We start from the raw sequence: 22,956 nt of genomic DNA, 5'->3' as shown, positions 1-22,956 counted from the left end.
CTCACCTGAAGTAAGCATGGGAAGTATAGTGCAGTAAAGAACAGAAACGATTGATATGCCAATGACACAGTCTCACAGCAAATCTAAAAAAGAAACCTCTCTGGCCTCTGAAGACACGGAATTAGAGAAATATATTGCACGTATCGGTGAGCAGATTAAAGTCATTCGATCGCGCAGAGGAATGATTAGAAAAGACTTATCGCGGCATTCCGATGTTTCCGAACGCTATCTTGCTCAGGCCGAAACAGGTAAAGCCAATATTTCCATTGCTTTGCTGTGGCGCATTGCCCATGCCTTGGATGTGGAAATTTCCGATCTTTTGCCGGAATCGTCTGCACGTTCCATCAATACGACCCTGCTCAACTTTATGCGCAACCTCGATCTTGAGGATCAAAAATCAGCTTTTGCCGTCCTGAAAGATCATTTTGGCGAGAAGATCGAACGCGGTCATGGCGTCGCCTTGATCGGGTTGCGCGGCGCAGGCAAAACCCACCTTGGCAGCTTGCTGGCAGACGAATTCCGTGTCCCGTTCATTCGCTTAGGGGAAGTAATTGAAGAACTGGCACAAATGAATATCGGTGAGTTGATCTCTTTGCGGGGCCAAAGCGCCTTTCGCCGCTATGAAATGCAAGCCCTTGAAAAAGTGATCCAAGACCATCCCACAATGGTCCTAGAAGTCGGCGGCAGTCTTGTTTCCCAATCAGACACATTCAACCTGTTGCTGGATAGTTTTTATTCCGTTTGGCTCAAGGCCTCACCGGAAGAACATATGCAACGCGTCATCGATCAGGGCGATATGCGTCCGATGGCAGGCAATAAAGAAGCCTTGGAAGACCTGCGCTTAATCTTGGGAGAGAGGGAAGCTGAATATAAATTGGCGAACTATACCTTGGATACCTCCGATCGCAACATCACCCATTGCCTGTCTGAACTGGTCGAAACCACGCGCCCTTACCTTGAAAGCAGCACATAAGATGTGCGTTGCGCAAAACCCATGATCCAGAAATACAGATATCTGTGCGCCCTTGCCAAAGAAAAGCATTTTGGCCGGGCAGCAGAGTCTTGCAATGTCTCTCAGCCCACCCTGTCCAATGGCCTGCGCCAGTTAGAAGAACATCTAAACGTCAAGCTGATTGACCGTAAACAAAAGTTTATTGGTTTAAGCCCCGATGGCTACACCGTTTTGGAATATGCCAAACGCATACTGGCAGAACATGAAAACCTGAAAGCGTCTCTCAAAGCAGAGAACGAAAAGCTCAGCGGCAGACTTAGATTGGGCGTCATTCCCACCGCCCTGACCTACGCGTCCCACTTCATAAAAAAACTCAACAAAAAATATCCTGAACTCAGATTCACAATCGAAAGCATGAGCGCACCGGACCTGACCCGCAGCCTGCTTGATTTTGAACTGGACTTAGGGATTTCCTACGTGGATACGCCCCTTTCCAACACCTTACAAACCATCAACTTATATCAGGAAGAATATCATTGCCTTGTCCATCGCAATGACATCGCACCGGGGCTGTCCCATATTTCATGGGCGGATGCGGCAAAATATCCACTGGGACTGCTGACTCCCAACATGCAAAACCGCAAGCTTGCAGATGCTGCTTTCATTGAGGCCGGTATAAACATCCGCCCGATGATCGAAAGCAACTCCCTCAGCAACCTGGTTCACAACGTTAAAAACGGGCTGGGTGCCTCTATCATCCCGTCACAGTTTTTCGATGTCAGCGATCATGCAACCGACATTGTCTCCCTAAAACTCATTGATCCGGTTGTCTCACATTCTGTGGGCTTGCTCGCGCTTGAGGGGGAACCATCGACCCATCTATCCCAAGCCGTTGTCAAACTTGCACGCCAAGGTCTTTTCAACGATCAAGACTAAATCCAAAAAGTGATAGACAAAACCTATCACACTATCCAACATTTAAATTTGTCAGATCTGTTCCTTTTGGTTAAATTTTGGAAGTTTAAAACTAGGCTATAAGGCTTCCCAAAAAATGACTCGTTTCACAGAATGGTCAGATCTTTTCGCAGAACATCTTCACCAGAAGTTCAAAGACAAAAAAGGCGCGCTCCTGCCGTTCCTGCACGACATACAAGACGCTTTGGGCCATATTCCCCCTGCGGCAATCGACCATATATGTGATAGCCTAAACCTATCAAAAGCAGAAGTCGACGGCGTCATTTCCTTTTATCACGACTTTAAGAAAGAACATGATGGTCGCTTTTCCATCAAAGTCTGTCGTGCAGAAGCCTGTCAGTCTTCCGGATCAGAAGAACTAGTCTCGCATATTCAAAAGCGCCTGACCCAAGACGGCACAGACACTGAGTTTCATATCGAAGCCGTCTATTGCCTTGGCAACTGCGCGCTTTCACCTTCTGTTATGATGAAGGAAAAGCTTTATGGTCGTGTAACGCCTAAGCGTTTTGATCACCTCCTCACGCTAGAGCGGACACCCCACGCATGACGTCAGTAAAAATTTTCATTCCGCAAGATGCCGCCGCCCTGTCTGTCGGGGCTGATGAGGTTGCCGCGTTGGTGCAAACACAGGCTGAAACACACAATCTCCCCATCGAGATTATTCGCAATGGCTCACGCGGCATGCTGTGGCTGGAGCCGTTGGTTGAGGTAGAAACCCCGAACGGACGTATCGCCTATGGGCCTGTTGGATGTGAAGATGTCCCCTCTCTGTTTGAAGAAAAGTTCTGGGAAAAACACGACCACCCCCTCTGTCACGGTTTAACCGAAGAAATTCCGTTTTTTAAAAAGCAGGAACGCCTCACTTTTGCCCGCTGTGGCCTCACAGACCCGCTTAGCCTTACAGATTATAGAGCGTACGACGGCTTTAATGGCCTAGAAAATGCCTTGAAAATGTCGCCTGCCGATGTGTGCCAGACCGTGCGTGACAGTGGATTACGCGGACGTGGCGGGGCAGGCTTCCCAACCGGCATAAAGTGGCAAACCGTCCTTGGTGCCGAAAGTGATGTTAAGTATATCTGCTGTAATGCCGATGAGGGCGATAGCGGTACGTTCGCCGACCGTATGATCATGGAAGGCGACCCCTTCAGCCTGATCGAAGGCATGGCCATTGCAGGCTACGCCGTCGGCGCACAGGAAGGATACATTTATCTAAGATCAGAATATCCCCACGCCCATCGCATGCTGGAAAAAGCGATCCAGATCGCCTATGACAACAATTGGCTCGGCGATAATATTCAGGGGGCCGATTTCTCTTTTTCACTAGAAGTGCGCAAAGGGGCCGGAGCCTACATCTGCGGAGAAGAAACATCCATGCTGGAAAGTATGGAAGGCAAACGCGGTCTTGTCCGTGCCAAACCGCCCATCCCCGCGCTCAGCGGCTTTTTTGGCAAACCCACTGTCATTAACAATGTTCTTTCCCTGACAACCGTGCCCATCATCCTTGCCAAAGGGGCCGCTTATTATGAAAGCTTCGGCATTGGACGTTCACGCGGCACACAGCCCTTTCAACTGAGTGGCAACGTCAAACAGGGTGGCCTTATTGAAAAAGCCTTTGGCCTGACGTTACGCGAACTGATTTATGATTATGGACAAGGCACAAGAAGCGGTCGCGACGTGCGTACTGTCCAAGTCGGTGGCCCCTTGGGCGCCTACCTTGGCGACAACCAATTTGATCTCGCGTTGGGCTATGAAGAAATGTCAGAAGGCGGTGCCCTTTTAGGGCATGGCGGCGTTGTCATTTTCGATGACAGTGTCGATATGGCACAACAAGCCCGATTTGCCTTCGAATTCTGCACCATTGAAAGCTGTGGTAAATGCACGCCGTGCCGGATCGGTGCCCAGCGCGGACTGGAAACGATGGACCGGGTAATTGCCGGTGACAATGTCGCAACCAACCTCGACCTTTTAGAAGACTTATGTGAGTTGATGAAAGACGGGTCCTTGTGCGCCATGGGCGGGTTAACCCCGCTTCCCGTCGAAAGTGCCATCCAGAATTTTCCAAATGATTTTTATTCAAAAACCGACTGTCGGTCGTAAGAGGGTCACATGTTGAAAGAAATTGATTACGGGACACCCAAAGTCCACAGCAAACAACTTGTTACTCTGTCCATCGACGGGCGTTCCGTAAGCGTGGAACAAGGGACGTCAGTGATGCGGGCCGCCAAATTGGCTGGGATCTCCATCCCCAAATTGTGCGCCACAGATAAACTGGATGCTTTTGGGTCTTGTCGTCTCTGTCTGGTCAAAATTGAAGGACGACGCGGCACCCCGGCTTCTTGCTCCACCCCCGCAGAAGACGGGATGATCATTCAAACTCAAAATGATCACTTGGCCAAACTGCGCAAAGGGGTGATGGAACTTTATATCTCCGATCATCCGCTTGATTGTCTGACCTGTTCAGCAAACGGGAACTGTGAATTACAAGATGCCGCAGGTGAAGTCGGGCTGCGCGAGGTCCGCTATAACCCGCAAGGCAAAAACCATCTGGACAACCAAAAGGACGAAAGCAACCCCTACTTCACCTACGATCCGTCAAAGTGCATCGTCTGTTCGCGCTGTGTGCGTACCTGTGAAGATGTTCAGGGGACATTTGCCTTAACCATCGAAGGGCGCGGTTTTGACTCACGCATTTCGGTTGGTCATAACACAAACTTCTTTGACAGTGATTGTGTGTCCTGCGGGGCCTGCGTGGAAGCCTGCCCCACCGCCACCTTGATGGAAAAATCCGTCATTGAAAAAGGCCAAGCCGAACATGTTGTGGAAACAACCTGTGCCTATTGTGGTGTTGGCTGTTCCTTACGTGCAGAAATGCGCGGCGAAGAAGTGGTGCGCATGGTACCGTCAAAAACAGGCGGCGCAAACGAAGGTCATGCCTGTGTAAAAGGACGCTTTGCATGGGGATACGCCACCCATCAGGACCGCATCACAAAGCCCATGATCCGCGACCATATCGAAGCCCCGTGGAAAGAGGTTTCATGGGAAGAAGCCATTGCTTTCAGCGCAACTAAGCTGAAAGCAATTCAGGCAAAATATGGCCCTAAATCCATTGGCGGTATCACGTCATCGCGCTGTACGAACGAAGAAGTCTTTCTGGTCCAAAAGATGATCCGCGCCGCCTTTGGCAATAACAACGTGGATACCTGCGCGCGCGTCTGTCATTCCCCCACCGGATACGGCCTCAAGGAAACATACGGCACCTCTGCCGGTACACAGGATTTTAAAAGTGTCGAACAGGCCGATGTGGTGTTGGTCATCGGTGCCAACCCCACTGATGGGCACCCCGTTTTTGGCTCGCGTTTAAAAAAACGTCTACGCGAAGGGGCCAAACTGATTGTCATGGACCCACGGCGCATTGATCTGGTGAAAACACCTCATGTGGAAGCCGCCTACCACCTGCCGCTCACGCCGGGGACCAATGTGGCACTGCTCAATGCCTTTTCCTATACGATTGTCAAAGAAGGACTATATGACGACGCCTTCATTCAGGAACGCTGTGATCTTGACATGTTCCAAAAATGGAAAGACGCCATTGTCCATCCCCAAAACGACCCGCAAATCGTCGCAAAAGTCTGCGGTGTAGAGCCACAGGACATCATTGAAGCCGCCCGCCTTTATGCCACGTCCCACAACGGGGCGATTTACTACGGTCTTGGGGTCACCGAACATACCCAAGGGTCCACCACTGTTATGGCGATGGCGAACCTTGCCATGCTTTGTGGCAACATCGGACGCGATGGCGTCGGCGTCAACCCGTTGCGGGGTCAAAACAACGTTCAAGGGTCCTGTGACATGGGGTCGTTCCCCCACGAATATAGCGGCTATCGTCATGTCTCCGACGAACCCACGCGCCTGTTGTTTGAGGATGCCTGGAAACGTCCTCTCAGCCCCGAACCGGGTTTGCGTATTCCCCATATGTTTGATGGTGCCATCAATGGGCAGTACAGAGGCATGTTTGTACAGGGCGAAGACATTGCCCATTCCGATCCCAACACAAACCATGTCCACAAAGCGCTTCATAACTTAGACCTGCTGATCGTTCAGGATCTCTTCCTCAACGAAACCGCCTCCTTTGCCCATGTCTTTTTACCCGGTACCTCGTTCTTGGAAAAAGACGGCACCTTCACCAATGCCGAAAGACGCATCAACCGTGTACGTCCCGTCATGACAAGCAAGACAGGCAAACAGGAATGGGAAATCGTCTGTGAGCTTGCTCAAGCTTTGGGCTATGACATGTCCTACAACAATGCCTCTGAAATCATGGCGGAAATTGCTGCCCTGACCCCGACCTTTAGCGGCGTTAGCTTTGAAAAGCTGGATCAGGTCGGCAGCCTGCAATGGCCCTGTTTTGACCAAGCCGACCTCGGGACACCGGTCATGCATGAAACGGGCTTCACCCACGGGAAAGGACGCTTTATCCCGACCGAATATATCCCGACACCGGAACGCACCTCGCGCAAGTACCCGCTGTTGCTCACCACAGGGCGGATTTTAACCCAATATAATGTGGGGGCACAAACCAGACGGACCGAAAACCACAAATGGCACAGTGAAGATTTACTGGAAATCCATCCACACGATGCGGATGAAAGAAACATTCAGGATGGGGATATGATTAGTATCCAGTCGCGTGCGGGGACGACCTCTCTTCGTGCCAAAGTCTCTCATCGTATGCAGCCGGGAACGGTCTATACAACCTTCCACCATGCGGTCAGCGGGACCAACATTGTCACCACAAACAATTCCGACTGGGCGACCAATTGCCCGGAATATAAAGTGACGGCTGTGCAGGTTGAACCCACCCATCGCCTTCACAACTGGGAACGCATGCATGCCCCGATTGAGGAACGCCCCCTCGATGAATGAGACTTTGATGGCGCCTTCCATAAGCGTCCCGACATCGGTTGATTTTCCCGTTGAAAAAGACAAGAGCCAACAGTGGCACCTCGCGCGCGAAGTGCCCGTTGCCTTCATTTACAACGGCCATCCCCATGCCGTGATGATGGCAACGCCCCAAGACCTTGAAGATTTTGCCATCGGCTTTTCTTTAAGCGAAGAAGTTGTAACAGAACGCGGAGCAATTGAAGACATCTACATTGAACAGGATGAAGAGGCCTTTCGGGTCTTTCTCAGTATCGACGAGACAAAAACCGGCCCCGGATACCAACAAAAACGCACGATCGCCGGGCGCACCAGTTGTGGCCTGTGCGGGGTTGCGGAACTGGAAGCCGCCGTTCGGGTATCACCAAACAAACATGCCCACGTCACCGCCCCAGCGCCGGAGGTCTTGGTAAAAAGCCTTCAATCCTTTCACCAAGCACAGCATATTCACAAAGTAAACTACTCCGTTCATGGCGCTGCTTTTTACACGATGGACGGTGAACTCCTTCTCATACGTGAAGATGTCGGGCGACATAATGCACTTGATAAATTGCTTGGGGCACTTGCGCTACGTTCCCCTGCCCCACAAGGCTATGTGGTCATGAGTAGCCGATGCAGTTTTGAGTTGGTTAAAAAGGCCGTCGCCTTCGGATTATGCGGCCTTGTCACCATATCAGCCCCGACAAGTCTGGCCTTGGAGATCGCGAAAAAAAGCAACCTCTTCCTTGCATGTCAGGATGGGCCGGAGCGCCTCACCTTTTTTTAAATATGATATCTTGTTTCCCTATGGATATCATGACTTAGTCCCTTACCCCTGCATCGCCGGGTAAGGGATTTTTTTTAAATTCGCGCGCGATAATAGAAATCCAAAATATCTAAATTCAATATTCAAATGAGCATCTGCAGTCTTCTTCCTCTAAAATAAACCCTTGCTTATATTCACTTTTGAGAAGAAGAAATCAAATGTCAGAAACACCAACCTGCCCGATTTGCCAATCCGAACACACACATCCTGAAGGCGACCTGTTTGTCTGTGATATGTGCGGCCACGCTTGGGACCCAGAAGAAGACGATGAATAAGAGATATTGCACATTATAAGTCTCACACCTATAAATGTACTAACTTTAACATGCATTAAAATGCAGAAAATCCCGAACAGGCGAACTTCACAAAAGGACCAAATCAGATGAATGCACAGAATGTCATTGCCAAAGAACTTTCAATAGAAACTGTGCACGGCCCCCTTGCTGTTACCTACTGGGACCCAGAGGTCCAGTCCCAAAAATCGCCCCTTATTATGTTTCATGACTCCTTGGGGGCAATCAGCCTGTGGCGACAGTTTCCCGCACTGCTCGCCCTTAAAACAGGCAGACGCGTCATTGCTTATGATCGCTTTGGGTTTGGTAAATCTGCCATCCGCACAGATAAACTCAGCGCCGATTTCGTCGCCCAAGAACCTGCCCTCGTTCTTCCCATCTTGAAAGAAGAATTCGGCTTTTCCAACTTCATTGCGATGGGCCATAGCGTTGGCGGGGCGATGGCAATTGAAGCCGCGGCCCAATTCCCCAACGACTGCGCAAGCCTTGTCACCATTGCCGCCCAGACATTTGCTGAAGATGTGACACTCAACGGTATTCGCGAGGCAAAAAAACTATTTGCCGACCCCGCGCAATTACAACGACTGGAAAAATATCACGGCCCGCGCACAGAATGGGTTGTCAGCGCGTGGATCGACACGTGGCTCTCAGATGAATTCCAACAATGGACCCTGAATGACGCCCTGCCCAAAATCATCTGCCCAGCCCTTGTCATCCACGGCAGCGATGATGAATATGGTTCAACCATTCATACAGACATTATTTCCCAAAAAACCTCAGGTCCGGTCACGGTCGAAATCCTGCAAGGTGGTCACCACATGCCCCACCGCGAAAGCGAAGACTTTGTCCTGACACTGATCGAAGAATTTTTAGCCTAAGCCCCTCTCATCAGGAAAAAATCATGTTCTTTAGAGCTGTGACCTTTGCCTTTCTGCTCATAGCGGCACCTGTTGTGCAAGCTGCTGGCCTCAAAAAAATTGAAGTGCCTGCTGATCATACAGGCCAAGCGATCACAGCAACACAATGGGCCCCTTGTGCACGTCCCGCTAAAGACATACAGGCCGGCCCCTTCGTCATTTCAGGTGTACGCGATTGCCCGGTTGCCGGAAAAAACCTGCCACTCATCCTCATCTCACATGGGTTCGGTGGCGCAAGTTTAAGCCATCATGATACGGCAGAGGCCCTCTCCGACGCTGGCTTTATCGTCGTGGCACTCAATCACCCAGATGACACCCTGTCAAATACAGAGAGATTTCACAACCGTCAGGCTTTGTTGACCCGTGCAACGGATGTTAAACGCCTTCTTGACTATATGCTGACGTCATCGCCAGACTCAGCAATAATCAATCCAAACTCAATTGGCTTTTTTGGTTTTTCACGCGGTGGATATACCGGTCTTATTCTTGCGGGTGCCCAACCCGACTTTAAGAAACTGCACATCCCTTGCGAAAATGAGGCCAGCGCGACCTGTGGTGACGCCAACACACAGAAAATCCCCCTTCTGCCGCCCAGTCGTGATCCGCGGATCAAGGCCTTTGTTCTTGCAGATCCACTCAGCACTGTTTTTGCCGACCCTACGAGCCTCAAGCATATAACAGCCCCAATCGACCTGTGGGGCTCGCAACACGGAGGGGATGGCGTTTCAGCGACGGATATTTTGACGCTCGCACAGAATTTGCCTGTCTCTCCGACGTTGCATATTGTGCCAAATGCGGGCCATTTTTCTTTTTTAACCCTGTGCCCTCCCCCATTAGCCGAGAGAGCACCGGCGCTGTGTAAAGATAGCCCTAATTTTGATCGCGCTGCGTTTCATCAAAAATTCAACGCGAACATCATTTCTTTTTTCCGCAAAAACTTAGCGATCGCTCCTCAACCTTAATTCATACCTCTTGCAAAGATCCGAAACGATCACATAGCGTAATCAGCTCCCTGAGAGTTGATCGAGAAAGCTTTTGAGTTGAAGATTCAAACGTTTTGACTGCTCCATTAATCCATTTGACGCACTCAAGACCAGTTTTGAGCGCTCAATATTGCTTTGCGCACCATCTCTCACTTCAGAAACTGTTGAAGACACGATGTTCACATCTCGTGCTGTTTGAGATGCATTTTTAGCTATTTCTCGTGTTGCTGCGCCTTGCTCTTCAATAGCTGCAGCTATCGCAGAAGAGGTTCCTTGTACGCGTTCAATCGCGACATTAATGCTCTGAATATCTCTAACGGTTTCATCCGTTGCGCCCACAACCGCATTAATTTGTTTCTCAATTTGCTCGGTTGCGTTTGCCGTTTGACTGGCAAGATTTTTCACTTCACTGGCGACAACTGCAAAGCCTTTGCCAGCTTCGCCGGCTCGGGCCGCCTCAATCGTCGCATTCAAAGCCAGTAGATTTGTTTGATTTGCAATATCTGAAATATCAGATACCCGATCAGAAAGGCTTTTTACGCCTCCTGTTGCATTGGCGCTTAATCTGCCTGCATTCATCGCTTCTTCGCTTGATCTGTTCACTTGTCTGGAAATTTCATCGACTGATGAAGACAATTCTTCAGATCCTGCAGCAACAGCTTCTACGTTACCTGAAATATTTGAGGCTGCATCAGAAGCCTGACTTGCATTTTGCCCCACTCCCTCTGCGGCTTGTGACATGATATTCGCAAGTTCCTGAAGTTCAGTTGAAGCTTCCCCGACGGCAGATACAACACTCCCGACTTCTTTTTCAAATGATTTAGCCAAGGCATCACGTTCTTGTTTTTTCTCTTCTTCTCTCTTCGCTTCGAGAATGGCTTTTTCCTCTTCCATTTTTTGTTTTTCACTCTGTGCCTTTTTGACATCAACCAGCGCATTGTGAGATGCATTAAATAAGTCGAAGAGTTTCCAAGCCAAAAGAAGGATCGGACCGCCCACCAACACCACATATCCTGCATGAATGAAAAAATGCAGATGGGCATACTCAGCCGATGGCCAAACAAGAAGGGAGAAGAGGAAGGAGAAGATGACGTGATGGACCGTCGCAATGATATTAATAATTGCAATACTTCTCCAGCAAAAGTAAGCAATCAGCTGTGCATTCAACACAAAAAAGAGCATATGAGCATCCAGGACAAACCCATCGGGTAGGCCTGAGGCATTAAAGACCAATAAAGTCCACATGCCCGTTAGACAGGCGGATATTGTATAACGCGTCACATTGGAAACTGGGTTTCGAACAAAGGGGATCGTTCCGCAAACCGCCAACACCAGTGCTAAGGTAACACTTTCACTCAAGGCATTTTGAGAAATGTAACCAACCCCGGCGACAACGCCGAGCAGCACCCACAAGTACCCAATAAACAACCTACTCGCAATCAGCCGGATTTTAATAAGCTCCGGAGAGACCACCGTCGTATTTGCTAAAGTATCCATTTTGTCTTGTGTCATTTCATTCTCCCAGCTTACTTCAATGCCACCAAAGGCCCTTGTGGAAGGTCCTTCGTTTCTCTTTTACCTGAACCACATCCACCAAAAGCCAGTGGATTTACAACGGCCCAAGCGCCAACATGTTTTATTTTATTTTCAAATTCGACCGAATGAGGCTTTGCGACGACGATCTGACCACTTAACCCGAGACGAACAACAGATGCATCAGCCTCGACAACCAGTTGAAAGGCGCGTTCTTCAGAAACCCAAGGAGGAAACACCACGGCAACTAAAGAATGTTTGGGGACGTTAAAAATGGTCAAAAAGGCAACGGAAATAATCATGAATGTTCCAATGCATATTGCAGGAATAAGGTCTACGAATGTTCCAGCCCTGCACGTTTGCCCAACAGACATATTTCAGTCTCCCAAATTCACAAATTCTCTCTAATTGAACGGTAACCACTTTTGTACTTACAAGCCCGTCTAATTTAACCTAGGATTGACAAACTTCAATATAGTTTTCAATTATATGTAGTTTTCCGTAGTCCCATCCTTCGCTGTTAAATCTCCCCTAACTATCTAAAAAGTCGGGACTTTTGAGCTAATCACGAATTCACCTCGACATCATCGTGGGATGCTAAAGTCACAAAGATATAACCTCAAGACAGGCCATGCCTTCTCTATCACGTTATCGATTCTTGCGGATTGACAATGATATTAATAATCATTATTAAAACAATTTCTATGCGGTAAATTGAGCGTCGAAATTATAATGATACAAAATTCTAACGTTGAGTATTTATATAATGAGCACAACATCTGGCTAAAAAGCTGGTTGCGGACAAAGCTGAATTGCAGCTACCAAGCTGCTGATTTGGCGCAAGATACTTTTGTGCGGGTTTTGATGCGACGCGATGAACTGAATATGACCCAGTTGCGCAAACCGCAAGCCTATCTGAGGGTCATTGCAAAAGGTTTGCTTGTAGATCACTTTCGACGCAAAGACGTAGAGCGAACATTTTTAGAAGCCTTGTCACACCTACCCCAGCCGGAAGTTATCTCACCGGAAGCCCAAAAAATCCTGCTCGAAACACTTCAGCAGATTGATTATGCCTTAGACCGTCTGCCCGCCCCTGTGCGCCAAGCTTTTCTCCTATCCCAATTGGAGGGCGCAAGTTATCAGGAAATCGCGGATCTCATCAATATTTCAACACGTACCGTCAAACGCTACATGCAAAAAGGCTTCAGCCAATGCCTGCTGGCACTGGCGTAACGGTTATGCAAAAACCCTCGCGCAAAATTATGGAAGAAGCCGCAGAATGGCTCACCCTTATGCAAGACACGCCCTTAAGCGCTTCTGAACAAACCGCCTTCAACCGATGGCGCACGCTTAGCCCGCAACATGCGCAAGCCTGGTTGACCGCCCAGGATTTAATGGGGATGATTGACGCCGTACCCGCAGAAATCGGTAAAACCATCTGGGGGCGGAAACGACTGGATCGCCGCAGTGCGCTTAAGGCCCTCACGTCCCTTCTTTTCATCGCGCCTTGTGCAAAACTGCTGTGGGATGAATGGCCCTCTTTATCCGCTGACTATAAAACCAGCGTCGGGGAGACACAGAAAGTCACCCTCGCCGATGGCAGCCGTGTGCATCTCAATACAGCCAGCAGCATAAACATCCACTTTAGCGCGACAGAAAGACTTGTCCATTTGGTCGAAGGTGAAGTTTTGATTGAAACAGGCAAAGCCGGCGCAGGACAAAAACTACCACCGTTTGTCGTGCAAACGAAAAGCGGTCGTATTCGCGCATTGGGGACGCGTTTCTCCATGCGGCAATTTGAAGACCGCCAAGAAGTTCGCGTCAATGTCTATGAACATGGCGTTGCAATCACACCAGCGTCAGGTCTGGCAGAAACACGCTTACATAAAGGCGAAACCCTGACCTTCACCTCCCAAAAAACCAGCAAGGCCCATAAGCTTACCCAAGCGGATGCCCCTTGGGTGAGCGGACAACTCATCAGTGACAACATGACGCTGGGGGACCTAATTGATGAAATGTCGCGCTATCGTGTTGGTATTTTGCGCTGTGATCCGGCTGTTGCCCATCATCGTATTTCAGGTGTTTTCCAGCTTTCCAAGACGGATGTTGCCCTTGATGTGATCGCAAGCACTTTGCCTGTGCGTCTCTTGCGCATCAGCCCCTACTGGGTTTCCATCGTCGAAAAATAAACTTTTATTTTCTGTGTCCCCTTTTCGCCTCTCGCACGGCATGTCCAATAGAACCAAAAAATAAATCTACATCGAAGGACATTATAGGAAAATGAAAACACGTAACGCCGGTTCTCACGTCCTGAGAAACCGTATCCTCCCCCTCAAGCATAAACGCTTAACAACGATTTTAAGTGCTGGCATTTTAGGCTTTACCGCCCCCCTGACACTCGGCGCATCCAACAGCGCCCATGCGCAAACCCAGATCACCAGTCAAAAAAGCCACAATATTCCCAGCGGTCCCTTAAGCAGCTCCCTCACAAGCTTTGCAAGTACGGCGCAAATCACCCTCACCTTTGCCCCTGATCTGGTTGCCGGAAAGGTCGCGCCCGCCCTATCAGGCACTTATGATGTAGAAACGGCCCTGCGACAACTGCTTGCAAACTCAACCCTCAGCTTTGAGCAGCAAAACGGTGCCTTCAAGATCAAAAAAGCCCCGGAACTGACCACTTTTGAAGTCGATCCGATCAACGTCTATGGTCGTCAAAAAACAGACAGCGCCAAAAACATTCCGCAAACAATCCACCTGATGGATACGGAAACCGTGGAGCTTGCGCAGGCCAATACCGTTGGCGAGGTGGTTCGCCTTATCCCCAGCGCGTCTCGCTCCGGTTCCGCACAAGATATGTTTGCCGATAACTTCCGTCTTCGTGGGTATGATACGGCAGAAACGTCAAATGGTTTGGGATTTAGCCGCGCGGATCACCCCACCGACCTTGCCAATGTGGAACGCATTGAAGTATTGACCGGTCCTTCCTCTGTCCTTTTTGGGCAAATGGAACCGGGCGGAACCATCAACGTTGTCACAAAACAACCGCTTCCTTATTTTTATGCGGATACCAAGGTGGAAGCAGGCAGTTACGACAGCTATCGCGGTAGCTTTGATATCACCGGCCCGATTAATGATCGCGTCCGTGTTCGTTTAAACGGCGCTTATGAAGAAAAAGGATCCTCGCTGGATAACTGGGATTTCAATCGCAAATTCTTTGCCCCCAACATCACCATGGACCTGACTGAAGACACCAACCTCACCATTGAAGGCAGTTATTCCGAAAACTCCTGGAGCGCCATTAACACCGGCACCCCTTACGAAGGCACCATCCTTGGCAACCCAAACGGTGACTATAACAAGTCCGTAAACATTGCGTCTAGCGACGGCTATACGGATCGCGACTCATTCAACGTCAACACCCGGTTGACCCATGCAATAAACGACGCGCTCGATGCCCGTTTCAGCTATACCTACACCCAAAACACATCCGACTTTATGGAATATTATTCGCAAGGGCTAAATGCCGACAAACGAACTGTCAACCGTCGGGTCTTTATTGGCGAAGACACGCTGCGCACCGATCATGAAATCATCACAGATTTAGCCGGTGAAGTTCAGACAGGCGACTTCAAACATAAATTCATTGTCGGGGCAAATTACCGATATTCCGAAAATGATCGTCCTACAAAAATTTACAATGTGGATAGTCTCGACCTGTATAGCCCCGCCTATAAAAACGCCACACTAACAACCGCCAATCAGGTGCGCGATCGAACGACCCTTCAAGAAAGCACGGTTCTTTCCGCCTTCCTGCAAGACCGGATTACATGGAACGACACCTTCCACATCCTTGGCGGGCTGCGCTACATTGATTCCAAGCAGACACAAAAAACCATTAACAATACAACATCGGCTGTCACCTCTGAAGAAATCAGCCAACGCGATTGGACAACGCAGTTTGGCCTGATCTATGACATAAGCAAAGAAACTTCGATCTATGCCAGCCGCAGTGAATCGTTCGTGCCCCAACAAGGCACCACGTCCGGGGCAAGTCCGCTAGAAGCCGAAGAAAGCACACAGTACGAGATCGGGACAAAGTTTGACTTTGGCAACATTCAAGCGAACGTCGCCGCCTTCATCCTGACCAAAGACAACATTGCCATTGATGATCCGGCAGACCCTAATTTCTCAGTTGCCGAAGGGCAATCGCGCTCAAAAGGTCTGGAACTCTCCCTCGCAGGCAACGTGACGCCAAACCTGTTCCTCGCCACAAACTATGGCTATACCAAAACCAGCATCCGCAAAAGCGACGATGCCAAGCTTATTGGCAACACGTTCGCAAATGTCCCGACCCACACGGCGTCGCTTCAAGGGCGCTATGATGTGGACAGCGCCCCCGGTTTAAGTTTGGGCGGCACCATTTCTTACATCAGCAGCCGATTTGCCGAAGATGCAAATACCAATAAAATACCAAGTCATGTACAGACCGACCTTGGCGCCTACTACGCGCTCAATGACAATCTGCAGATTGATTTCCTGATCAACAATGCCTTGGATGAAGAAATCTTCTCGCCCGGTTCCATCAACGGCATCGTTCGAGAAGAAGGTCGTACTTTCAAACTCAATGTCGGGTACACTTTCTAGAATGAAGATCAGACAGAAACTCGTTCTTCTGCATCGCTACTTTGGGCTGGTTATGGCGGGTTTCCTGATCATAACCGGCCTAACGGGTTCTCTGCTTGTCTGGTATCAGGAAATTGATCTCTGGATCAATCAAGCTGAGCCCACCCCAGAAGCAGACCTTGCCCTCTCCCCCCTCAGCCCGTTTGATTTACGTGATCGTGTGGAACATGCGCTCCCTGACATGCAGGTCAACTGGATGTTGCTAAAAAGCTTACCCGACACCAACCTGACTTTGTTTTTTGTCGAACCCAAAACAACAGGGGCGAACAAAGCTACACAATCGGCGTTTAACGAGGTCTTTGTAAATCGATATACCGGAGAAATCGTCGGGAAAAGAAACTGGGGCGATATCACGCAAGGCTGGACCAACTTCATGCCTTTTGTCTACCGATTACATCAATCCTTAACTTTGGGGCAAACCGGCACCTATATATTGGGGGCGATCTCTCTTTTATGGCTCATCGATTGCTTCACCGGCCTGATGCTGACCTTTCCCCACTCCAAAAATAAAGACAAATCCAGACTGAAAAAATGGACAGGCTTCTGGAAAGTCAGGTGGGCTGCAACCTCATACAAGATCACCTTCGATTTGCATACGGCCCTGAGCCTTTGGGCATGGTTGCTTCTAGCAATGTTTGCACTCAGCAGCCTTTCAATGACCCTCTATTCAGAAGTCTATCGCCCGGTCGTCTCAAACATCCTCACCTTCTCCGCCCCAAAAACAGCACTGCCTGTCCCGCCAGGCGAGCTGAAAGACAGGCCGGAGATTGGCTGGCAAAACGGCTATGCGATTGCGCGCGAGCTCTTGGCCCAACTCAGCCAAACATATGACTTCACGGTAATTGAGCATGAACGGTTTGCCTATTACCCGGATCAAAACACCTTAAAGCTCATGGCGCGGACCAGCCTTGATGCCAACGATACCTTTGGGCAAACATGGGTCTTTGTGGATGCGTCCACCGGCCTGCTCAAAACCTATTCCCTGCCGACAGGGGTCGCGGCGGGTGATACGTTCACATATTGGCTCACAACCCTACATATCGCGCGGATCTGGGGTCTGCCCTATCGGATTCTTGTAACACTGACAGGCCTTTTCCTCACTGTCGTCACCCTTACAGGGCTGATGATTTGGTGGCGCAAACATAAAGCCAAACAACAGCGTTCGATCAAAAAGTAAAAAACGAAAAACCAAGGGAATGTGCGCAAACAATTGCCCCGTCTGTTTAACTGCATTCATCTGATCGGCTCCCCCCTGTCACTCTGTCGTTGCACGTCATCAGGACACTTTCGTTAAAAAGTGTTCATCTTTCGTGATTCTGTGCATTCCGCATTTAAGGCCTCTTGGGGCACAATACAGTTAACCAATCCCCCCTTTTAATATTGGAGAAATGAGGCAATGCAGTTTCAGTTAAACATCAATGGGCAGGAACGCTCAGTGGATGTCGCCGCGGATACCCCGCTTTTGTGGGTGTTGCGCGACGAACTTAATCTCACAGGAACAAAGTTTGGCTGCGGTGTCGCCTCGTGCGGGGCCTGTACCATCCATTTAAACGGTACCCCTGTGCGGTCCTGCCAAACAACCGTTGAAGATGCGGTTGGCGCACGCGTCATCACCATCGAAGGGGCAAGCGATCCCGTCGCCAAGGCCGTTCAACAGGCGTGGGTCGAAAAGGATGTCGTCCAATGCGGTTTCTGTCAGTCCGGCCAAATCATGTCCGCCGTCGGTTTGCTCAGCGAGAACGCCAATCCCTCAGATGAAGAGATTGATGACTACATGTCCGGCAATGCTTGTCGTTGCGCGACCTACGTAAGAATTAAAGATGCCATCAAACTGGCTGCACGCAAGTTGGAGGCATAGATCATGACCATGAATGTATCACGACGCGGATTTTTAAAAGGGACAGCCACAGCAGGCGCGGCCCTGTTTATCGGGACCACAGCAAGCGGTGTTCTGGCCGCAGGTCAAGAAGATGTCGTTTTAAACCCTTTTGTCAAAATTGATGCTGACGGCACAGTAACCGTCATTATCAAACACTTTGAAATGGGCCAAGGCACAACCACCGGCCTGACCACACTGGTTGCCGAAGAACTGGATGCCAGCTGGGATCAGATCAAGACCGATTTCGCCCCGGCAGACGCCAACACCTATAACAACCTGTTTTTTGGCAAGCTGCAAGGTACAGGCGGGTCAACGGCCATCGCCAACTCCTTTTTACAATATCGTAAAGCAGGCGCCACCGCCCGCGAACTTCTAGTCCGCGCCGCCTCACAAAAATGGGGCGTTGACGAAAGCTTGATCAAAGTATCAAACGGCGTTTTAAGTGTCGGCAACCGAAGCGCCCATTTTGGCAAATTCGTGCATCTGGCCTCCACCTTAAAAGCCACGCCGGAACCACAGTTAAAAACACCGGATCAATTTACCTTGATCGGCAAGATGGACCTGCCGCGCAAAGACTCTTCTGACAAAACCAATGGGTCGGCCATCTTTGCCATGGATGTGAAGCTGCCCGGCATGGTTTATGTCGCGATCAAACGCGCGCCGCGTTTTGGCGGCACACTGAGCAGTTTTGATATCAGCAAAGCCAAAGAAATCAGCGGCTTTATCGACGCAAAACCATTGCCAAACAAAGCGGGCATTGCCGTCTATGCAGAAAATACCTGGGCCGCCTTTCAAGCCCGCAATGCCGTGAGCGCTGAATGGGATTTTTCAGCAGCCGAAAATCGCAGTGATAAAGAACTTATCAATTTTCACAGCAACGCCGCGAAAGAACCTGCGGTCCATGCATGGGGCATCCCACGTGAAGACGCAAAGGCCCTGATCGAAAAGTCCGAACGTGTGATTGAGGCGGACTTCACCTTCCCGTTCCTGTCTCACTCCCCGATGGAGACATTAAACTGTGTAATCGAACCCACCACATCCGGTGTGCGCGTCCACGATGGCGCCCAAATGCCAACAATGATCCAAGGCAACCTCGCCCATCTGTTAGGGATCAAACCTGAACAGGTCGAAGTCACAACCTACTATGCGGGCGGATCATTCGGGCGACGGGCGACCGCAGCGGCTGACTATCAAATGGAAGCCGCCATGGCCTTTGATCTGCTGGGCCGCAAAGTCCCTGTCAAACTGGTGTGGAGCCGCGAAGACGATATTCGTGGGGGCTATTATCGCCCGATGTATGCCCATAACGTCGCCATTGGCATTGATGGGGACGGCAAGGTCACGGGCTGGAACCACGGTCTTGCCGGTAAATCAATTTTGATCGGCACCCCGTTTGAGGCCTTTATGGTCAAAGACAATGTGGATGAAACCTCCGTGGAAGGGGTCAAGCATTCCCTTTACAACATCCCCAATATGTCTGTTGGTGTCACAAATATTGAAACACCGGTGCCTGTCTTGTGGTGGCGCTCGGTTGGTCATACCCACACAGCCTATGCCATGGAAAGCATGATGGACATGCTTGCCTATGAAACGGGACAAGACCCTGTCGAACTGCGTTTGTCCCTGCTGGACAAATCCGATGACAAACAAAAACGCATGGCAGGTGTGATCGAAGCTGTGCGCGATGCCGCAAACTGGAAAACAGGAGATCAACGTGGTTTTGCCTCTCATTTCTCTTTTAACACTTACGTTGCTGTGGTCGCCGACATTTCAGTCGATGGTGATCGAGTGCATGTGGACAAGCTGCATATAGCCGTTGATTGCGGCGTTGCCGTCAACCCGGATGTGATTAAAGCACAAATGGAAGGCGGCTCAGGCTTCGGGCTTGGTCATATCCTGCGCAGTGAAATCACATTGGAAAATGGCGAAGTGGTTCAGGAAAACTTCCCGGATTATGAGCCGCTGCGCATGCGCGATATGCCCGCTGTCGATGTTACAATCGTCCAGTCGGCGGACGCGCCAAGTGGTGTCGGGGAACCGGGCGTACCACCGACAGGGCCAGCGGTTGCCAATGCGATTTTTGCCCAAACGGGCAAGCGCATTACGCATCTTCCCCTGACGAAATCCGGTTTTGAGTTCGTCTGATCCCCTCAGATTCTTGGGTCGGGTGCCTGTCACCCGACCTAAAAGAAGGAGACCAACATGAGTAATCATTTGTCTTCATTGCTGGCCGAATGGATCAAGGCCAAGCATGACACAGAATGGGTCTTGGGAACGGTTTATAAAACCGAAGGGTCTGCCTATAGAAAGGCGGGCGCGATGATGATGATCAACGGGCATGGTCAACAATTCGGTTTGCTAAGCGGCGGCTGTCTGGAAGCTGATATCATCCGTAACGCCCGCAAGGTGATGCGCACGGGGCGTGCCATGACACTGTGCTATGATGCCACAGATGAAGATGATCTCTCCTTCCAATTGGGCATCGGATGCGGTGGCAAGGTGTATATCATGCTTCAACCCCTCAGCCGGGAAAATGATCTGGGGCTCACTTCAGTCTATGAGGCGTTGCAAGCACGCACATCCGGCACCTACCATCAAAAAATTGGCGACACACTGGCCTATTTTAAACAGGGCGAGAACGATCACAGCCCCAAAACCATCCTGAAAGACGACTGGCTGATCACCCCGATTATTGCCGAGCCCCATCTACTGGTCATCGGCGGCGGGATCGATGCGCGCCCTGTTGTCACCATCGCAAAAGAACTGGGCTGGCGTGTCAGCCTTGTCGACCCGCGCGCCGCCAACGCACGAGCAGACTATTTCGCGAAAGCTGATGCGATCTTACGAAAGCTCGACACAAGCTTGACGCATTACATCAAGGATCAAAAAGTGGATGCGGCTGTTTTGATGTCACATAGCGTCAATCTGGATGCCCAAGGGTTGACCTGTCTGCAAGGTACCTCGTTAAAGCACATCGCCTTATTGGGCCCGCGTCATCGCTATGACCAAGTGATGGAACGCGCGGGCATCACCGACTTTGATCTGCCCTGCCCGGTTAGCGGCCCGGCCGGACTGGATATTGGCGGACAACTCCCCGAAAGCATCGCCCTGTCCATTTTGGCAGAGGCCCATGCGGTTTTACATGAAAAAATCACACCGCAGACTATAAGACTGGCAGCAGAATGAGGCTAAAAGCTTGACAGAGGGGCCTCACACCCAACATCTACCCTAGCTGTTAGCCTCCCCACGGCGCCCTCGATGAGTTTATAGATGAGATCATGACACAAAACAAAATGCACTTCAGCACCATCGCAGATTTTATGGAAGCCATGGAATTGCCAAAACCGGAACATCCCCTGCTGGCGGTTTGTCATAAAGAAAGTACCAGCACAATCGGGGACGTAGATATCTGTACGACCCCCGACTTCACCTATTCCTCAGATTTTTATATGATTGCCATCAAACAGATTGTCTCTGGTGAAATGCATTATGGCCGCACAAAATATGACTTCACCAACGGCTCCATGATGTTTGTCGCCCCACGTCAGGAAATCAGCTGTCATCAGGTTGTCGTGACCAAAGAAGCCATTATGATTTTCATTCATGAAGATTTTGTGAGAGGGCATGAGCTTCATAATACCCTGAAAAAATACAGCTTCTTTTCCTACGCCGTGAATGAAGCCCTCCATCTTTCCCCCAAAGAAGAAAAGCTGATGCGTCAACTGATGATGAACATCCATCAGGAATATCAAAACAATCAGGATGAATTCAGTAAAGAACTTTTGCTCTCTCAGTTGGATACGTTGCTCAAATACGCCAACCGTTACTACAAGCGCCAGTTCCTCAATCGCACCACCATGTCCCATGAAGTCGTCTCTAGATTTAATGATGCCATTCAACAGTATTTTGAAGATGGAAAAATTGATCTGTCCGGCAGCCCTAAAATCGAAGACATCGCAGATCAACTAAAGATGTCGTCACGCTATTTAAGCGATATGCTGAAGGCGGAGACAGGTAAAAGCGCGATTGAACATATTCACCTGTACCTGCTTGATGAAGCGAAAAACCTTCTGCTGCAACCCGATAAAACGGTTGCCGAAGTCGCGTATCAGCTTGGTTTTGAATATCCGCAGTATTTTTCCAGATTGTTTAAAAAGAAAATTGGTCAAAGCCCAAAAGAATATCGCGCCCAAAACGCCCTGCATTAAGCCCCGATCCACCCTAACGCGACAGAAGATAAGCGCCTGCCCCCACCATGATGGACCCGGCGCTTCTGTTTAAGCGGCGAACGGCATTTTCTGACGTGAACAGGCGGCGTGCTTTGGAGGCAAAAACGGCAATTGCCATAAGGCCGATCATCAAAGCAACAAAAGTCAATCCAGACGCCACAACGATATCTTGCGCATCAAGGACGGTTAAATCCATAAAAGTCGGCAAAAACGCGATATAGAACAAGATCACTTTAGGATTTGACGCGGAAATCAAAAAACCTTGCAAAAAACTGAGTGCATGGCCCGTTTTGCTGTCTTTACTGGCCTTCGGGGTTAGATCAACCGGTGCTGACCACATTTTCCAGCCCAGATACGCAAGGTAAAGCGCGCCAATGATGCGGATCACGGTAAACACTTCCCCAAAATGGGTGGCAATCGCCGCAAGCCCGAGACAAGCCGCAATAAGATAAATGATATCGCTAATGGTCATCCCCATCGCCAGCAGAACGCAGGAACGACTGCCCTGAACAAGTGCTTTCGCCAAAATAGCAAAGACACCCGGCCCCGGCGTGACACCAAAGATCAGAACGGCAATAAAAAACGAAATCGCGCTTTCGATGGACATTTTACACTCATAAAAATCAAACTCTCATATCATCCGCGATACCAGAAATGAGACAACTTGTCTTTAATAAAACGATGGTTTTGCGACGGCTATGCAGTGACCAGAACACATTTTTTAAAAAAGCTGTCCACATTTTCGGGCCGTTTCTTGAAACACCTCGTT

20 protein-coding genes are annotated in these 22,956 nt (G+C 49.8%); 17 read left to right on the top strand and 3 right to left on the bottom strand.

What is annotated here, in order from left to right; genetic code table 11:
• The first annotated feature begins 61 nt into the window (after window positions 1-61).
• The 9 genes from Q397_RS20670 to Q397_RS0102080 all read left to right on the top strand — a co-directional run bounded on the left by Q397_RS20670 (window position 62) and on the right by Q397_RS0102080 (window position 9,842).
• Entirely contained in the window at window positions 62-973 is a 912-nt protein-coding gene (locus Q397_RS20670) for a helix-turn-helix transcriptional regulator (protein ID WP_169737955.1), read from the top strand.
• Window positions 974-994: 21 nt separating this feature from the next.
• Window positions 995-1,888 (top strand): LysR family transcriptional regulator, encoded by an 894-nt coding sequence (locus Q397_RS20665; RefSeq protein WP_038012649.1) that lies wholly within the window; start codon window positions 995-997, stop codon window positions 1,886-1,888.
• Between the two features lie 115 nt (window positions 1,889-2,003).
• Window positions 2,004-2,474: an NAD(P)H-dependent oxidoreductase subunit E gene (locus Q397_RS0102110; protein WP_028878006.1), complete on the top strand. Its 471-nt coding sequence runs from the start codon at window positions 2,004-2,006 to the stop codon at window positions 2,472-2,474.
• Window positions 2,471-4,024, top strand: a complete 1,554-nt coding sequence (locus Q397_RS0102105) for a formate dehydrogenase beta subunit (RefSeq protein ID WP_028878005.1) — start codon at window positions 2,471-2,473, stop codon at window positions 4,022-4,024. Before Q397_RS0102110 ends, Q397_RS0102105 begins: the two co-directional genes overlap by 4 nt.
• Before the next feature lie 9 nt (window positions 4,025-4,033).
• Window positions 4,034-6,850: a formate dehydrogenase subunit alpha gene (gene fdhF / locus Q397_RS0102100; RefSeq protein ID WP_028878004.1), complete on the top strand. Its 2,817-nt coding sequence runs from the start codon at window positions 4,034-4,036 to the stop codon at window positions 6,848-6,850.
• A 7-nt stretch (window positions 6,851-6,857) separates the two neighbouring features.
• Window positions 6,858-7,631: a formate dehydrogenase accessory sulfurtransferase FdhD gene (gene fdhD, locus Q397_RS20660; protein WP_169737954.1), complete on the top strand. Its 774-nt coding sequence runs from the start codon at window positions 6,858-6,860 to the stop codon at window positions 7,629-7,631.
• Between the two features lie 197 nt (window positions 7,632-7,828).
• The gene (locus tag Q397_RS24595) at window positions 7,829-7,945 is read left to right on the top strand and encodes a hypothetical protein (RefSeq protein ID WP_084148891.1); all 117 of its coding nucleotides are present in this window, start codon (window positions 7,829-7,831) and stop codon (window positions 7,943-7,945) included.
• A gap of 107 nt (window positions 7,946-8,052) precedes the next feature.
• On the top strand, window positions 8,053-8,841 hold the full coding sequence (locus tag Q397_RS0102085) for an alpha/beta fold hydrolase (RefSeq protein ID WP_028878003.1): 789 nt from the start codon (window positions 8,053-8,055) through the stop codon (window positions 8,839-8,841).
• A gap of 38 nt (window positions 8,842-8,879) precedes the next feature.
• Window positions 8,880-9,842 (top strand): alpha/beta hydrolase family protein, encoded by a 963-nt coding sequence (locus Q397_RS0102080; protein ID WP_205618785.1) that lies wholly within the window; start codon window positions 8,880-8,882, stop codon window positions 9,840-9,842.
• A gap of 42 nt (window positions 9,843-9,884) precedes the next feature.
• Here the strand turns inward: Q397_RS0102080 and Q397_RS0102075 are convergent, their stop codons facing one another.
• Together Q397_RS0102075 and Q397_RS20655 are read right to left on the bottom strand one after the other, a co-directional pair.
• Window positions 9,885-11,375 (bottom strand): methyl-accepting chemotaxis protein, encoded by a 1,491-nt coding sequence (locus Q397_RS0102075; protein ID WP_028878001.1) that lies wholly within the window; start codon window positions 11,373-11,375, stop codon window positions 9,885-9,887.
• 14 nt (window positions 11,376-11,389) lie between these two features.
• Complete coding sequence (locus tag Q397_RS20655; protein WP_038012643.1) at window positions 11,390-11,698, bottom strand: hypothetical protein; 309 nt, start codon at window positions 11,696-11,698, stop codon at window positions 11,390-11,392.
• A gap of 430 nt (window positions 11,699-12,128) precedes the next feature.
• Here Q397_RS20655 and Q397_RS0102065 point away from each other — a divergent pair, with 430 nt between their 5' ends.
• The 8 genes from Q397_RS0102065 to Q397_RS0102030 all read left to right on the top strand — a co-directional run bounded on the left by Q397_RS0102065 (window position 12,129) and on the right by Q397_RS0102030 (window position 22,166).
• The gene (locus Q397_RS0102065; RefSeq protein ID WP_038012640.1) at window positions 12,129-12,629 is read left to right on the top strand and encodes a sigma-70 family RNA polymerase sigma factor; all 501 of its coding nucleotides are present in this window, start codon (window positions 12,129-12,131) and stop codon (window positions 12,627-12,629) included.
• Entirely contained in the window at window positions 12,608-13,585 is a 978-nt protein-coding gene (locus Q397_RS0102060; RefSeq protein WP_051609619.1) for a FecR domain-containing protein, read from the top strand. The genes Q397_RS0102065 and Q397_RS0102060 overlap by 22 nt, the downstream gene beginning before the upstream one ends.
• 91 nt (window positions 13,586-13,676) lie before the next feature.
• Entirely contained in the window at window positions 13,677-16,040 is a 2,364-nt protein-coding gene (locus tag Q397_RS0102055) for a TonB-dependent siderophore receptor (protein WP_084148890.1), read from the top strand.
• Between the two features lies 1 nt (window position 16,041).
• Window positions 16,042-17,256 carry a PepSY-associated TM helix domain-containing protein gene (locus Q397_RS20650; RefSeq protein WP_051609618.1) on the top strand — a complete coding sequence of 405 codons (1,215 nt, stop codon included), beginning with the start codon at window positions 16,042-16,044 and terminating at the stop codon, window positions 17,254-17,256.
• Window positions 17,257-17,475: 219 nt separating this feature from the next.
• Window positions 17,476-17,937, top strand: coding sequence for a (2Fe-2S)-binding protein (locus Q397_RS0102045; protein WP_028877997.1), 462 nt, complete (start codon window positions 17,476-17,478; stop codon window positions 17,935-17,937).
• A 3-nt stretch (window positions 17,938-17,940) separates the two neighbouring features.
• Window positions 17,941-20,103, top strand: coding sequence for a xanthine dehydrogenase family protein molybdopterin-binding subunit (locus tag Q397_RS0102040; protein ID WP_028877996.1), 2,163 nt, complete (start codon window positions 17,941-17,943; stop codon window positions 20,101-20,103).
• 57 nt (window positions 20,104-20,160) lie between these two features.
• Window positions 20,161-21,144: an XdhC family protein gene (locus tag Q397_RS20645; RefSeq protein WP_051609617.1), complete on the top strand. Its 984-nt coding sequence runs from the start codon at window positions 20,161-20,163 to the stop codon at window positions 21,142-21,144.
• 92 nt (window positions 21,145-21,236) lie between these two features.
• The gene (locus tag Q397_RS0102030; RefSeq protein ID WP_028877995.1) at window positions 21,237-22,166 is read left to right on the top strand and encodes a helix-turn-helix domain-containing protein; all 930 of its coding nucleotides are present in this window, start codon (window positions 21,237-21,239) and stop codon (window positions 22,164-22,166) included.
• A gap of 13 nt (window positions 22,167-22,179) precedes the next feature.
• Here the strand turns inward: Q397_RS0102030 and Q397_RS0102025 are convergent, their stop codons facing one another.
• Entirely contained in the window at window positions 22,180-22,794 is a 615-nt protein-coding gene (locus Q397_RS0102025) for a LysE family translocator (RefSeq protein WP_028877994.1), read from the bottom strand.
• Window positions 22,795-22,956: the final 162 nt, after the last annotated feature.

This window comes from Terasakiella pusilla DSM 6293 (genome assembly GCF_000688235.1).
Classification (GTDB): Bacteria; Pseudomonadota; Alphaproteobacteria; order Rhodospirillales; family Terasakiellaceae; genus Terasakiella; species Terasakiella pusilla.
The sequence above is the reverse complement of the archived record's forward strand: the minus strand, read 5'-3'. Positions and strand labels throughout refer to the sequence as shown.